Raw genomic sequence first — 13,665 nt, forward strand, 5'->3', positions numbered from 1 at the left:
CCCGAGCAGGTCTGCCTGCTGGGCTGCGGCGTGACCACGGGCCTGGGCGCGGTGAAGAACACCGCCAAGGTCCAGCCCGGCGACAGCGTAGCGGTGTTCGGCCTCGGCGGCATAGGCCTGGCCGTGCTGCAGGGCGCAAAGCTGGCCCAGGCCGGGCGCATCATCGCCATCGACACCAACCCCTCGAAGTTCGAACTGGCGCGCACTTTCGGCGCGACCGACTGCGTCAACCCCAAGGACTTCGACAAGCCGATCCAGCAGGTCATCGTTGAAATGACGGGCTGGGGCGTGGACCACTCGTTCGAGTGCATAGGCAACGTCAACGTGATGCGCGCGGCGCTGGAATGCGCCCACCGCGGCTGGGGCCAGTCGGTGATCATCGGCGTGGCCGGCGCGGGCCAGGAAATCTCCACCCGCCCCTTCCAGCTGGTCACCGGCCGGCGCTGGCTGGGCACGGCCTTCGGCGGCGTCAAGGGCCGTTCCGAACTGCCGGGCATGGTCGAGGAAGCGATGCGCGGCGACATCCAGCTCGAGCCTTTCGTCACCCACACCATGCCGCTGACCGAGATCAATGCAGCCTTCGATCTGATGCATGAAGGCAAGTCCATCCGTTCGGTGGTGAACTACGCCTAAAAAGCCCTAGCGGCTTGGCTGAAACCGCCCGCGGCGCTGGTCGCGCGGGCGGTTTTTTTTCGGCGGAAAGCGGCGCAGCATGCTCCCGGCCGCATATCCTGCGGGCCGGCACTCAGTCGATGCGATAGCGCTCTATGACCTCGGGCCGCAGGCGCACGCCCAAGCCGGGCTCCTGCGGCACCCGCATGTAGCCGTTCTCGATCTCGGGGAAGCCGTCGGGCAGCTCCCACAGCAAGGGGTCGCGCTTGCGGTTGGCGAAGATCTCCACGAACAGCCCGTGCGGGTTGGCGGCCAGCAGGTGTATCGCCACCTGCGGTTCTTCGTGGTGCGCCATCTCCACGTTCATCAGTCGCGCCATGTCGGCCACGCGCTGCCATTCGGTGACCCCGCCGCACAGCGTGCAATCGAGGTTGAGGATAGACACTCCGCCTTTGATGATCAGGTCACGGCAGGCGCGGCCGCTGATCTCGCCCTGGCCCACGTTGATGGGAATCGTGGTCTTGTGCGCCAGCAGCATCAGGCCGTCGGTCTGGTCATACCACTTCACCGGCTCTTCCATCCAGCGCACGCCCAGGTCGGCGCGCTCCATGGCGACGCAGAATTTCACCGCATCCAGCGGATCCCAGCCCTGGTTGGCATCCACGGTGATCACAAAATCCGCGCCTCCCGCCTTGCGCGCCGCGCGCACGCGCTCCAGGTCTTGCTCCAAGCTCGCGCGGCCGACCTTCATCTTGATGCCCATGCAACCCGCCGCGCGCACCATGTCCACCTCTTCGGCGATGGCCTCCAGAGGGTCCTGGCCGTTCTTGGGGTAATAGCCACCAATGGAAATCACCGGCACGCGCTCGCGCACCCCGCCCAGCAGCTTGTAGACTGGCGTTCCGTAGAGCTTGCCACGTGCGTCCCACATGGCGTTGTCCACGCAACTGATGGCCTGCATGATGATGCCACGGGGGTGCATGTCCAGCTGGTGCAGGCCGCGATTGCCAAGGTCCAGAGGCAGCGTGAACATCGCGTCCCACAGGCGCTGGAAGTCGCGCACGTCCTGGCCGACCAGCAGCGGCACGAATTGTTCGCGCACTACTTGCACGATCTGCTTTTGCGTGTGGACCTCGTCGCCTCCATAGGTCTCCCCGACCATGCCGTTGTCCAAGTAGACTCGCGTCACAATGGTGGGCCGGGCCGTGACCTGGTAGGTTCCGCCGGTGAACACTTCGCTCAGCGCCATGTCCAGGGGAATGGCCTCGATGTGCTTGATCTTCATGCTGGGATACTTTCTTTCAAGGTTTCGGGCGCAGATGGCCGGCCCGGTCGGCCAGGCAACCGCTGCGCGATGACGAAGGGAAAAGACAGGCTCAGGGCTGGACCGCGATATTGGCCTCGCGGATCACACGCTCCCATTTCTTCTGCTCGCTCACGGTGAACTCGCGCAAGGGCGCGGGCCCCACGCGGTCGTTCGGCAGCACGTCTATGCCCTGTTTGCGCAGCGCGTCGGTGAACGCGTTGTCTGCCAGGGCCTTCATATAGGCCACGCGCATGGTCTCGATCACCACGGGCGCAGTGCCGGCAGGGGCATACAAGCCGTACCAGGTCGAGGCCAGAAAGCCCGGCAGATCGGTATCGGCCAATGTGGGAACACCGGGAAACTGCGGCATGGGCGACTGCGAGGTCAGCGCCAGCGCCGTGAGCCGGCCGCCTTGAATCTGCGGCAGTGAGACATTGGTCTGGTCCAGCATGGCGTCAATCTGGCCGCCCACCAGATCGGTCATGGCCGGCCCCGTGCCCTTGTAAGGAACAAAAGTGAATTTCACCTTGGCCGTGGCGGCCAGGTGCTCGGCTGCCAGGTGCGACGACGAGCCCACGCCCGCAGTGCCGAAGGTCAGCTCGCCAGGCCGCTTGCGCGCTTCCTGCAGCAGATCATTGACGGTTTTGAAGCGAGCGCCGTTCTTCACCAGCAGCACCATGGGTGTGTCCGGAAAGCGGAAGATGGGAACGAAGTCTTTCATCGGGTCGTACTTGAGCCCCTTGAACAGGTACGGCGCAGCGGCCATCGTGCCTATGTGGCCCACGAAGAGCGTGTATCCGTCGGCCTTGGAGCGTGCCGCGCGCAGCGCGCCCACGGTGCCACCCGCGCCCGCGGGATTGTCCACGATGATGGGCTGGGACAGCTCAGCCGATACCCGCTGGGCCACGGTGCGCGCAATCGCGTCCGTGGGGCCGCCGACGGCAAACGGCACCAGCCAGGTGACGGGCCGCTGGGGGTAGGACTCCTGGGCTACCGCGCCTTGCAGAGTGCCCGCAAGCGCCACGGCGCCCAACACGAACCGGCATGCGGTGCGAAAAAGTGGTCTCATTTTTGTCTCCTGTTAGGTTGATTCGGCTTCGCTGTGACAGGCGCCGATATGCCTCTTTTGTGCGCCGTTTCTGCCGTTTTCGTGGAAGCTGAAGGCATCATATCCATGACGATTCAATTTAGAATCACGCCATTTGTCACTTCATGGTCCACGAATCGTGTCTGATACCCCCAACCTTTCCGATCTGCGCCTGTTCGTGGAAGTCGTACGCCAGGGCAACTTCGTGCGTACCGCGACCGAGCTGGGCATGTCGCCCTCCTATGTCAGCAAGCGCATAGGCTTGCTGGAGCAAGACTTGGGAGTACGCCTGCTGCACCGCACCTCACGCCGGGTGAGCACCACGGCCCAGGGCGAGAAAACCTACGAATGGGCGCGCAGCATCCTGGATGGCGTGCGCCAGATGCAGGAAGCGCTGGCGCAAGACACGGCAGAACCACAGGGCCGCCTGCGCGTCAGTTCCAGCTTCCGCCTGGGCCGCAATCATGTGGCTCCGGCCATCTCGCTGCTGGCCAAGCGCTATCCGCAGCTGGAGGTGTCGCTGACCGTGCTCGACCGCCCGGTCGATCTGCTGAGCGAAGGCCTGGACCTGGACATCCGCATCGGTGAAGTGCCGGAGCCGCATTTGATCGCCCACCGCATCGCCCAGAGCCACCGCATCCTGTGTGCGGCGCCGTCGTACATCGAGCGCCACGGCGCACCCACGCAGCTGGCCGAACTGGCGCAGCACTCGTGCCTGGTGTTCCGCGAGCGTGACCAGCCTTTTGGCACCTGGCGGCTGACCGGGCCGAAGGGGCTGGAGTCGGCAAAGGTCACGGGAGCGCTGTCATCCAACAACAACGACATCATTCGCCAGTGGGCGCTGGACGGACACGGCATCGTGCGGCTGGCCGAATGGGATTGCAGCAAAAGCCTGCGCGAAGGCGAGCTGGTGCACGTGCTGCCGGCCTACCGCTGGCCCGCCGACATCTGGGCAGTCACTACCGGACGCCTGTCGGAATCGGCCAAGCTAGGTGTCTGCGTACGCTTTCTGCAGGAGCAGCTGACCTCGGGCCCCTACGCGCTGTGGCCCGCTCAGCAGCAAGGCGTCAATGACGCCTGATCTAGGCTCGCACCGACAGCTGCGCAGCAGCCGTGCCTAACGGTCGCGCGGCGCGGTGCTCCACAGGATCAGCCACAGCAATGCAACCTGCAGCGGCAGGCGCGCCACCAGCAGCCAGTAAGGCACGGCCGGAAAATCGGCGGCGTTCTGCAGCATCACGATGTTGGCCGGCGTCACGGCCAGGGTCAGCAGCGCCAGGCCCCAACCCGCGCTGCGGCGCAAAGGCCGCCAGAGAATGCCGATCGCGCCCAGCAGTTCCAGCACGCCGGTGACCAGCACCGCCTCTCGCGGCCAGGGAATCCAGGCGGGAACAATGCGCATCTCGGCCTCGGTGGCGACGAAATGGGCGATGCCGCCAAGAAAGAACCAGAGGAAGACAAAGCCCAGAGCGGCTTTTCGGCCCGGGCCCGGCGGCGCGGCGGCATGCATTGCGGCGCTTCCTGGCGCTACTGCAGCGTGCCCGGCGCCATGGAAATCAGCGCTTCGACCACATTGCGCTCGGTGCCGCTGATGTGCTGGCGCAGCAGACCGAGCGCGGTGTCGGCGTCGCGCTGCAGCACGGCGTTCATCAGCTGCTGGTGTTCGGCGTTCTTGGAACGCTTGATCTTGCGGTGGCGCGCCGAGAACTGGCGGTAGCGCTCGGCGTTGTCGAACAGCACGCCCACCAGATTGTTCAGCATGGGCGAAGTGCCGCCGCCGTAGAGCGCCAGGTGGAATTCGCGGTGCCGGCCCGACCAGGATTCGTCCAGGACAGGCGCCTGGTCGCCCAGGCGTTTCTCGACCAGCGCCAGCCCATGGGCCGCGGCCACCACGCCCGCCTCCCAGGCGTCGTCGCCATGGACCATGGCGTCGCGCAGCGCTTCGCACTCGACCAGCAGCCGCACCCGCGTCAGGTCGGCAATGCCGGCGACCGACAGCGGCGCCACATGAAAGCCGCGGTTCTCGAAGGCCTGCACCAGCCCCTGCTCGGCCAGGCGGCTGAGCGCCTCGCGCAGCGGGCTGCTGCTGATCTCGAACTGCCGGCTCAGCTCCTCCACGCGCAGCCGCTGGCCCGGCGCGAAGTCGCAGCGGACTATGGACTGGCGCAGGCGGCGGTAGGCCTGCTCGGCAAGCGGGACGGCGGCTTCGGCCGCATCGGTGGGGGGTGTGGGCAGGCGTGGCATCTCGGGCTCGATTATAGGAAAAGCGCGGCCAAAGTCTACGTAAGGGTTAGTTCTATGCTTTATCTTACTTTTTATGCATAAAGTCCATTTTCATGTGGAGTCAGAAAGATTCTGCTTTTTCAAAGTCCAAGGAAAACCTCATGAAACTCCTGTCCTACCTGCACGCCGGCCGCGAAACCTGGGGCGTCGTCATCGGCGACGGCGTCGCAAGTCTTGCCGAGCGCAGCGGCTGCGCGAGCCTCGCCGACTTCGTCGGCAGCACGCGCTTTGCCGAGCGTGATGCGCTGGTTGCCGGCCTCGCGGCCCAAGCCCGGCTCGCCGACATCACCTTCCTGCCGCCCATTCCCAAGCCCGAGAAGATCGTCTGCGCGGTGCGCAACTACATGGACCACCACCAGGAAGTGCTGGCCGCGGGAATGCAGCGCGAGCTGTCCGAGCAGCCGCCGATCTTTCTGCGCGTGTGGCGCTCGCAGACCCCGCATCTGGGCCCCATCGTGCGCCCCCATGTCTCGGACTCGCTGGACTGGGAAGGCGAGCTGGCGGTGATCATCGGCACGGGCGGGCGCGACATCGCCGAGGCCGATGCCTGGAAGCATGTGGCCGGCTACAGCGCCTACAACGACGCCAGCGTGCGCGAGTGGCAGTTCCACGCCAAGCAGATCGCCTCGGGCAAGAACTTCGAGTCCACGGGCGGCTTCGGCCCCTGGATGGTCACGGCCGACGAGATCGCGCCGGGCCGCGTGCTCAAGCTCGAGACCCGCCTGAACGGCAAGGTCGTGCAGTCCAGCGACACCAGCCACCTGATCTTCTCCATTCCCACGCTGATTGCCTACGCTTCGACGATCTTCACGCTGGCGCCGGGCGATGTGATCGCCACCGGCACGCCCGCGGGCGTGGGCTGGAGCAAGAAGCCGCCGCAGTTCATGCAGGCCGGCGACACGGTGGAAGTCGAGATCGAAGGCATTGGCACGCTGGTCAATCCGGTCGTCGCCCAGTCACGCTGAAAGCGCACGCAGTTGCGGCACGGCGTCCAAGGAGACAAGAACATGCACACCAGAAGACTGATGCTGAACCTGCTGTCCGCCAGCGCCGCGGCCTGCGCCCTGCCGGCGCTGGCCCAGGACTGGCCCGACCGTCCGCTGAAGATCTACCAGGGCTTTGCGCCCGGCGGCAACGCCGATGCCATCGCGCGCGCGCTGGGCGTGGAAATCGGCAAGTCGCTGGGCAAGCCGGTGGTCGTCGAGGCCCAGACCGGCGCTGGCGGCACGATTGCCGCGACGAACGTGGCGCGCGCCAGGCCCGACGGCTACACGCTGCTGCTGGCCACGGGCGGCCATGCGGTCGCGGGCGCGCTGTACAACCACCTGCCCTACAAGACGGTCGCCGATTTCGAGATGATCAGCACCGTCACCTTCTTTCCCTTTCTGATCGTGGTCAACGCGAACAGCAAGTTCAACAGCCTGCGCGAACTGCTGGCGGCGGCGCCCAGCCATCCCGGCGGCCTGCCCTACGGCACGGCGGGCGTGGGCTCGACCCACCACCTGGCCGGGGAACTGCTGGCCAAGACCGCCAAGGTACCGCTGCTGCATGTGCCCTACCGCGGCGACGCGGGCTCGCTCACGGCGCTGCTGTCGGGCGATGTGCAGTTCATCGTGGTTCCGCCCACGGCCGCCATGCCCAATATCCTGGCCGGCAAGATACGCGCGCTGGCCACCAGCGGCGGCGCACGCTGGCCGCGCCTGCCCCAGGTGCCCACGGTCGCCGAGCAGGGCGTGACAGGGTATGACGTCAGCTCCTGGGCCGGCCTGATGGCGCCGGCCGGCACGCCGCGCGCCGTGGTCGAGCGGCTGCAGGCCGAAACCCTGCGCGCGCTGCAGGTGCCGGCAGTGCGCCAGCGCCTCGAAGACATGGGCGGCGAGGCGCGCGCCAGCACGCCCGAGGAAATGAAAGCCCTGGTCACCCGGGAATTGGAGCGCTGGACGCAGGTCGTCACAGAGGCCAAGATTCCCAAGCAATAGTCCATTCCAACGAGACACACCATGTCATTGATCGCCATACGCAAACGCAGCCTCAACATCGAGACCATCTACCACGAAGGCGGCCCGCCGGCCGACAAGCCGCTGCGCGTTGCCGCGGCCTGCGCCGTGATACGCAACCCCTATGCCGGGCGCTACGAACCCGACCTGCTGCCCTTCATGGCCGAGCTGCGCGGCCTGGGCACGCTGCTGGCCGAGGAACTGGTCGCCACATTGGGCCGGGACAATGTCGAGGCCTACAGCAAGGCCGCCATCGTCGGCGTCAACGGCGAACTCGAACATGGCGCGGTCTGGCACGAAGCCGGCGGCTGGGCAATGCGCGCCGTGCTGGGCGAGCCCAAGGCCATGGTGCCCGCGGCCAAGGCCGTGGCCCAGACCGGCTACCGGCTGATGGTGCCGCTGCACTACATCCACGCGTCGTACGTGCGCAGCCACTACAACAGCGCCGAAGTCGGCATCCAGGACGCGCCGCGCCCCGATGAAATCCTGTTTGCGCTGGTGATGGCCGATGGCGGGCGCATCCATTCGCGCCTGGGCGGCCTGACCAAGGACAATGTGGCGGTGCACGATGGCCAGCGCTGACACCATGAAGGCCGTGCGCCTGCAGGCCCCGGGCGGGCCTGAAGTGCTCGAATGGCTGGACCTGCCGCTGCCGCTGCCCGGCCCGGGTGAAGTGCGCGTGCGCGCGCATGCCATTGGCGCGGGCGGGCCCGACGTGCTGATACGCAACGGCAGCTACAAATGGATGCCGCCCCTGCCGGCCATTCCGGGCAACGAGATGGCCGGGGTGGTCGATGCCGTGGGCGCGGGCGTGACGCTGCTGTCCGTGGGCCAGCGCGTGCTGGTCAGCGCGCGCGAACTGCGCCAGCGCGGCGGCTGCTACGCCGAGGCGATCTGCGTGCCGCAGGACGCGCCTTTCGCGCTGCCCGACAGCCTGGCGTTTGACGATGCCGTGAGCCTGGGCAACTTCCAGCTCGCGCTGGCGCTGCTGGCGAGCAACGGCAATCTGCCGGCGCGCGCCATTTTGCTGCCCGGCGCCGCGGGCGGCGTGGCCACGGCCGTGGCGCAGGTGGCGCGCGCGCGCGGCCTGCAGGTGATTGGCACGGCTTCGACGCCGGCCAAGCGCGATTTCGCGCTGGCCAACGGCGTGAGCGAGCTGGTCGATGCCGATCCTGCGGGCCTGCCCGAACGCGTGTTTGCCGCGACCGGCGGGCGCGGCGTCGATCTGGCCTTCGACCATATCGGCGGCGCGCTGTTCATCGCCTGCCTGCGCAGCCTCGCGCCCGGCGGCATGGCAGTGTCGTACAACATTCTGGGCGGCGCGCCCGCAGGCGATGTGTTCGATGAGATGCGCAAGCTGCTGGCGCGCAGCCTGGCGATACGCACCTTCTCCATCCACGCCATCGACGCCGACCGGCCGCTGCGCCGCGGCCTGATGGAGCAGGCGATCGCGCTGATGGCCGGCGGCGCAGTGCGCGCGCCGGCCGCGACGCGCCTGCCGCTGTCCCAGGCGCGGCGCGCACACGAGCTGCTCGACAGCGGCGCCTCGCTGGGCAAGCTGGTCCTGCATCCTTGAGCAACCTATACGAAGAGCGCGCCATGACCGCCATTTATGCACCCAATCTGTCGCACTGCGGCATCTTCTGCCGCGACGTCGAAGCCTTGAAGGCGTTCTACTGCGGCACCTTCGACATGCAGGAAACCGACCGCGGCGTGGGCGGAACCTTCCGCTACACGCTGGTGTTTCTCAGCGGCCGCGACGACCAGCACCACCAGCTGGTGCTGGCCTCGGGCCGCGGCGCCGATGCGCCCAGCACCGTGATGCAGCTGTCGTTCAAGGTGCTGGACCTGGAGCAGCTGCGCGAAGCGCGCCGGCGCGCGCTTGAAATGGGCGCGACCGGAATGCGCGGCCTCAACCACGGCAATGCCATGTCGCTCTACTGCCAGGACCCCGAAGGCAATACCGTGGAGATCTACCTGGACACGCCCTGGTATGTGAGCCAGCCGCACGGCGACCCGCTGGACCTGGACCAGGACGATGCCACGCTGTGGGCCGAGACCGAGCGCATCGTGCGCACCGATCCCAGCTACATGCTGGCCAGCGACTGGGCCGCGCAGTTCACGCAAAGGCGGCTGGCGCAGCGCGGCCCGGACGCGGGACCGGCAGCTGCCGCGCCGACCCGGCCCTAGAACTTGCCCCGCAGCGTCAGCATGGCATTGCGCGGCAGGCCTTGCATATTGCCCGAGAACACCGTGCCCACGGTCTGGTAGTAGCGCTTGTCGAGCACGTTGTTCACGTTGAGCCCCAGGCTCCAGTTGGGATCTATGCGGTATTGCAGCAGCAGATCCCAGATGGCATGGCCGGGCTGGGTGAAGTCATAGGGCTGGGAGGCGCCGTTCGCGCCGGTCACCGTGCCCGAGACAAACTGCGCGCTCTGCACGCGGGCGCTGCCGCCCAGGCGCCAGCGCGACCACTCGCCGGGCAGCGTGTAGGCCGTCGACAGCTTGAGCAGGTGACGCGGCGTGATGCTGCTGAAGACCTTGTTCTCGGTCTTGTCGCGGGTCTCGTTGAAGGTATAGCCGGCGGCGACCTGCCAGCCCGCTGCCAGCTGGCCGCCGACTTCCACGTCGAAGCCCTGGCTCGTGACCTTGCCCTGGGGCAGATAGCAGCAGGCCGCGCCCCAGAGGCTGGGGGTGGCGGTGTAGCGCGTGTCGAGCACGGCGGTGCCGGTGCGCTCTACGTTGAAGACGCTGAAGGTGGCGTTGAGCTTGCCGTCCATGAGCTCGCCCTTGACGCCGGCCTCGTAGCTGCGGCCCTTGATGGGCGCCAGCGGCGCGCCCGGCAGCGGGCCCGACATCATCAGCGCCTGCGGCTTGAAGATGGAGGAATAGCTGGCATAGGCCGACCATTGCGCGTTCAGGTCGTAGATGACGCCGCCATAGGGCGTGACCTTGGAACTTTCCTCGAAGGATTTCGCCGAGCGCGGCGCGGTGCTGCCCGCGGCGTCCAGCAGGTTGGAGATGGTCTGCGTGAACTCGTAGCGGCTCAGGCGCGCGCCCGCAATCACGTGCAGCCTGTCGGTCGGGTTCAGGCGCAGCACGCCATAGCCGCCGACCTGCTCCTGGCCCCAGGGCGCGTAGCGCTCGCTCAGATTGAGGTTGTAGCGGCCGAATTGCGGCGTCCAGGGCTGGGGGTCAAACACATTGCCGCCCACCTGGGCGCTGTCGGCAAAGCTCAGGTTCTGCCAATGGCTGCGCACGCGCTGCCAGTCCAGGCCCAGCAGCAGTTCGTGGCGCCGGCCCAGCGCCGAGAACGGGCCGCCGAGATTGAGGTCCACGCTGTCCTGGGTGTTCGACGAGTCCAGCAGGCCGCCGCGCCACAGCGGGCCCGTCAGCGTCTGCGGATTGACCGGGCCCGAGAGACTGCTCCACAGCCGGTTCTGGTCGGTCTGGGCATGGGTGGCGTTGAGCTTGAGCTGCCAGTGGTTGTCGAAGCGGTGCGCGAGCTGGGCAAACACTTCCTGGTTCTTGTAGTGAAAGTACGACCAGTCGTTGGAGAACACGGTCCTGCCGGACAGGCCCAGGTCGCGGCCGTCGGCAAAGCGCGGCAGGCCGCCGTAGTCGCCGGTCTGCTTCACCTTGCCGTACGACGCGCCCACGGTGAGCAGGGTCTCGGGCGTGAGATCGGCTTCGAGCACGCCATACAGCGAGGGCTTCTCCAGGCTCACATGGTCGAAGTAAGAGTTGCCGTCCTGGTAGGCCAGCACCGCGCGCCCGCGCACGCTGCGCTCGGCGTTGAGCGGGCCGGTCACATCCAGCTCCGTGCGGCGCTGGTCCCAGCTGCCGGCCGACAGCGAGACATCGATCTGGCGCTGGGCCAGCGGCTTCTTGCGCACCAGATTGATGATGCCGCCCGGGTCGCCCACGCCGCCCAGCAGGCCCGAGGCGCCGCGCATCACTTCGACGCGGTCATAGAACGCCATCTCCTGCTGCGGCTGATAGGTGTAGGCGCCCAGCGCCAGCGGCGCGCCGCCGTCGACCTGCATGCTCGTGACCTGGAAGCCGCGCGAGAAATAGCGGCCCGAATTGTCGGCCACGATCACGCCGGGCGTGAGCGCCAGCGCCTGCTCGACATCGACGACCTTCTTGTCGTCCATCAGCTGGCGCGTGATCACCGACACCGACTGCGGAATCTCGCGGAACGACTGGTCTGATTTGGAGGCAATGCTGGTGATCTGGTTGGTGTACGAGCCCGTGCCTTCGGTCGTGCCGCTGGCTTCGCGCCGGGCCTGCACGCGGATCTCGGCCAGCGAGCGCGTGGGCGCGGCGGCGCCCGCCTCGGCCGCCGGTGCCGCGGCCGCCGCCTGGCGCTGGAACACATAGACGCCGTTGGGCTGCTGCAGCGCGCGCACGCCCGTGCCCTGCAGCAGCGCGTCCAGCCCGCTGCGCACGCTGTGGCTGCCCTGCAGACCTGCGCTGCGCAAGCCGGCCACGGTCTCGGGCGAGAACGCCAGCACCAGGCCTGCATCCTGGCCAAAGCGGTTGAGCGCGTCTTCCAGCGGCCCGGCGGGAATGTCGAAGCTGCGCGCCGGCGCGGCCGGCGCCTGGGCCTGGGCCGCGCCCGCGGTCAGCAGCAGCGGGGTGACCGCTCCGAGTTGCGCCACGGCAAGCGCCAGCGCGCTGGGCAGGAATGAAAACGAAAGCGTGCGGCAGTGCCGCGCCGGACGATGGGCCATGAACGTATTCCTTGTATGCGATGCGGAGCAGCAAGATTTCTGCTCTCCTCCTACCTGTCGCACGACTTTGGAAAACAGCTCAGGCCGGCGCGAATTTTTTCTATGCGCCGCGCGGCGCCAGCCGCACCTGCACCACCTGCCGGCCCCAGAAACGCGTCTGGGTCTCGATCTGCAGCTGCAGCGTGGCGCTCAGCGACTCCAGGATCAGCGGAATCTGCGCCACCGGGTAGGCGCCCGAAACGCGCAGCTCGGCCACGGCGTCGCTGCACACCAGCGGGTGCGGGCTGTAGCGGCTGAGCTGGGCCAGCAGATCGGCCAGCCGCATGCTCTTGGCAATCAGCGTGCCGTGCACCCACGACCGGTCGGCATCGCCCACGGGCCGGGGGCTGCTCACGGATTGCGCGCTCAGGTCCGCACCCTGCCCGGCGCGCAGCACCAGCGCCGGCGATCCCGCCTGGGCCGGCGTGATTTCCACCGCGCCCTCGAACACCCGCACCACGGCGCGCTGCGCTTCGGAGTGCACGCTGAACTGCGTGCCCAGCGCCTGGGCCAGGCCCTGGGGCATCTCGACCAGAAAGCGCCGGCCCGGGTCCTTGGCCGTCGCCACGAAGATCTCGCCGCGCAGCAGCACGATGCGGCGCTCGCCCGCGGCAAAGCGCACGTTGATCGCGGTATCGGTGTTGAGCACCAGCGCGCTGCCGTCGGCCAGCACGATGCGCCGCTGCTCGCCCGCGCGCGTGCGGTGGTCGGCGGCCCATTGGCGCCAGGGCGTGCGCTGCTCCACGGTATAGGCCGCGCCGCCGGCCAGCAGCAGCACGGCCAGCGCCTGGACGCTGCGCCGGCGCGCACGCGACCGTGCGGACAGCGTCGCATGCGCCACGGCCGCGGCGCCCGAAACGCCCGCCAGGCCGCCAAACCGGCTGCGCACGCTTTCCACGCGCTGCCATGCGGCTTCATGCGCCGGGTGGGCGGCGCGCCAGTCGCTCCAGGCCTGGCGCAGCGCGGGCGTGGCCGGCGCGGACTGCAGCTCCAGCATCCACTCGACGGCGCGGCGCGCCACATGCGCGGGAATGTCGTGCACCGCCTGGGTCATGGCGCGACGGCAAAAATGCAGTGCATTCCGGCCTTGACCAGGTGGCGCTTGACGCTGGCCAGCGAGATGCCCAGTTCCTGCGCGATCTCGGCCTGCTTGAGGCCGTCGAGCTGGCTCAGCAAAAAGGCCTTGCGCACCACGGCCGGCAGGCCGTCCAGCATGCGATCGATTTCCACCAGCGTTTCCAGCAGGATGGCGCGCTCCTCGGGCGAGGCCGCAAGCTGCGGCGCGCAATGCGCCAGCGCCTCGAGGTAGGCGCGCTCGAGCTGCTGGCGGCGGTAGTGGCTGAACAGCGCGCGCTGCGCCACCGTGGTCAGAAAGGCGCGCGGCTCGCGTGCCTGCACCGGCTCCTCGCGCGCCAGCAGGCGCACGAAGATATCGTGGGCGATATCCGCGGCCTGGTGGGCGTCGCCCAGGCGCTTGCGCAGCCAGGCGCTGAGCCAGCGGTGGTGTTCGTTATAGAGACCCGCGACTTCGCGGTGGGCGGCGTCCACGGTGACGGGCATGCAATGTTTCCGCAGGAAAGGGCGACAGGCCCGACGACATGAATG

The 13,665-nt window shown here is 67.9% G+C and carries 14 protein-coding genes; 7 read left to right on the top strand and 7 right to left on the bottom strand.

Features of this window, described 5'->3' with window-relative positions; all coding sequences use genetic code 11:
- A partial coding sequence (locus RR928_RS07255; protein WP_332681969.1) for a zinc-binding dehydrogenase occupies positions 1–633 on the top strand: 633 nt, incomplete at its 5' end.
- A 112-nt stretch (positions 634–745) separates the two neighbouring features.
- On the opposite strand, the gene RR928_RS07260 is transcribed toward RR928_RS07255, so the two are convergent.
- A complete protein-coding gene (locus RR928_RS07260; protein WP_332537209.1) occupies positions 746–1,897 on the bottom strand; it encodes a mandelate racemase/muconate lactonizing enzyme family protein in 1,152 nt (383 codons plus the stop codon).
- 91 nt (positions 1,898–1,988) lie between these two features.
- Positions 1,989–2,987 (bottom strand): Bug family tripartite tricarboxylate transporter substrate binding protein, encoded by a 999-nt coding sequence (locus tag RR928_RS07265; RefSeq protein ID WP_332547814.1) that lies wholly within the window; start codon positions 2,985–2,987, stop codon positions 1,989–1,991.
- A 157-nt stretch (positions 2,988–3,144) separates the two neighbouring features.
- Between RR928_RS07265 and RR928_RS07270 the strand changes: the two genes are divergently transcribed.
- A complete protein-coding gene (locus RR928_RS07270) occupies positions 3,145–4,086 on the top strand; it encodes a LysR substrate-binding domain-containing protein (RefSeq protein ID WP_332537213.1) in 942 nt (313 codons plus the stop codon).
- Positions 4,087–4,122: 36 nt separating this feature from the next.
- Here RR928_RS07270 and RR928_RS07275 read toward each other — a convergent pair whose 3' ends face one another.
- On the bottom strand, positions 4,123–4,515 hold the full coding sequence (locus tag RR928_RS07275) for a DoxX family protein (protein WP_332537215.1): 393 nt from the start codon (positions 4,513–4,515) through the stop codon (positions 4,123–4,125).
- Between the two features lie 17 nt (positions 4,516–4,532).
- Entirely contained in the window at positions 4,533–5,249 is a 717-nt protein-coding gene (locus RR928_RS07280; protein WP_332537217.1) for a GntR family transcriptional regulator, read from the bottom strand.
- Between the two features lie 140 nt (positions 5,250–5,389).
- Here RR928_RS07280 and RR928_RS07285 point away from each other — a divergent pair, with 140 nt between their 5' ends.
- The 5 genes from RR928_RS07285 to RR928_RS07305 are packed head-to-tail and all read left to right on the top strand — an operon-like array spanning position 5,390 to position 9,475.
- Entirely contained in the window at positions 5,390–6,253 is an 864-nt protein-coding gene (locus RR928_RS07285; protein WP_332547815.1) for a fumarylacetoacetate hydrolase family protein, read from the top strand.
- Positions 6,254–6,295: 42 nt separating this feature from the next.
- Complete coding sequence (locus tag RR928_RS07290; RefSeq protein ID WP_332537221.1) at positions 6,296–7,267, top strand: tripartite tricarboxylate transporter substrate binding protein; 972 nt, start codon at positions 6,296–6,298, stop codon at positions 7,265–7,267.
- 21 nt (positions 7,268–7,288) lie between these two features.
- Complete coding sequence (locus RR928_RS07295) at positions 7,289–7,867, top strand: amino acid synthesis family protein (protein WP_332537223.1); 579 nt, start codon at positions 7,289–7,291, stop codon at positions 7,865–7,867.
- On the top strand, positions 7,854–8,861 hold the full coding sequence (locus tag RR928_RS07300; protein WP_332681973.1) for a zinc-dependent alcohol dehydrogenase family protein: 1,008 nt from the start codon (positions 7,854–7,856) through the stop codon (positions 8,859–8,861). Before RR928_RS07295 ends, RR928_RS07300 begins: the two co-directional genes overlap by 14 nt.
- A 23-nt stretch (positions 8,862–8,884) precedes the next feature.
- Positions 8,885–9,475: a VOC family protein gene (locus RR928_RS07305; protein ID WP_332537225.1), complete on the top strand. Its 591-nt coding sequence runs from the start codon at positions 8,885–8,887 to the stop codon at positions 9,473–9,475.
- Here the strand turns inward: RR928_RS07305 and RR928_RS07310 are convergent.
- The 3 genes from RR928_RS07310 to RR928_RS07320 all read right to left on the bottom strand — a co-directional run bounded on the left by RR928_RS07310 (position 9,472) and on the right by RR928_RS07320 (position 13,620).
- A complete protein-coding gene (locus RR928_RS07310) occupies positions 9,472–12,021 on the bottom strand; it encodes a TonB-dependent siderophore receptor (protein ID WP_332681975.1) in 2,550 nt (849 codons plus the stop codon). The two genes, RR928_RS07305 and RR928_RS07310, sit on opposite strands and share 4 nt — an antisense overlap.
- Positions 12,022–12,121: 100 nt before the next feature.
- Positions 12,122–13,114 (bottom strand): FecR domain-containing protein, encoded by a 993-nt coding sequence (locus RR928_RS07315; protein ID WP_332681977.1) that lies wholly within the window; start codon positions 13,112–13,114, stop codon positions 12,122–12,124.
- On the bottom strand, positions 13,111–13,620 hold the full coding sequence (locus RR928_RS07320) for a sigma-70 family RNA polymerase sigma factor (protein ID WP_332547819.1): 510 nt from the start codon (positions 13,618–13,620) through the stop codon (positions 13,111–13,113). Before RR928_RS07320 ends, RR928_RS07315 begins: the two co-directional genes overlap by 4 nt.
- Positions 13,621–13,665 lie beyond the last annotated feature (45 nt).

This window comes from Comamonas sp., from assembly GCF_036666375.1.
Taxonomy (GTDB): domain Bacteria; phylum Pseudomonadota; class Gammaproteobacteria; order Burkholderiales; family Burkholderiaceae_C; genus Comamonas.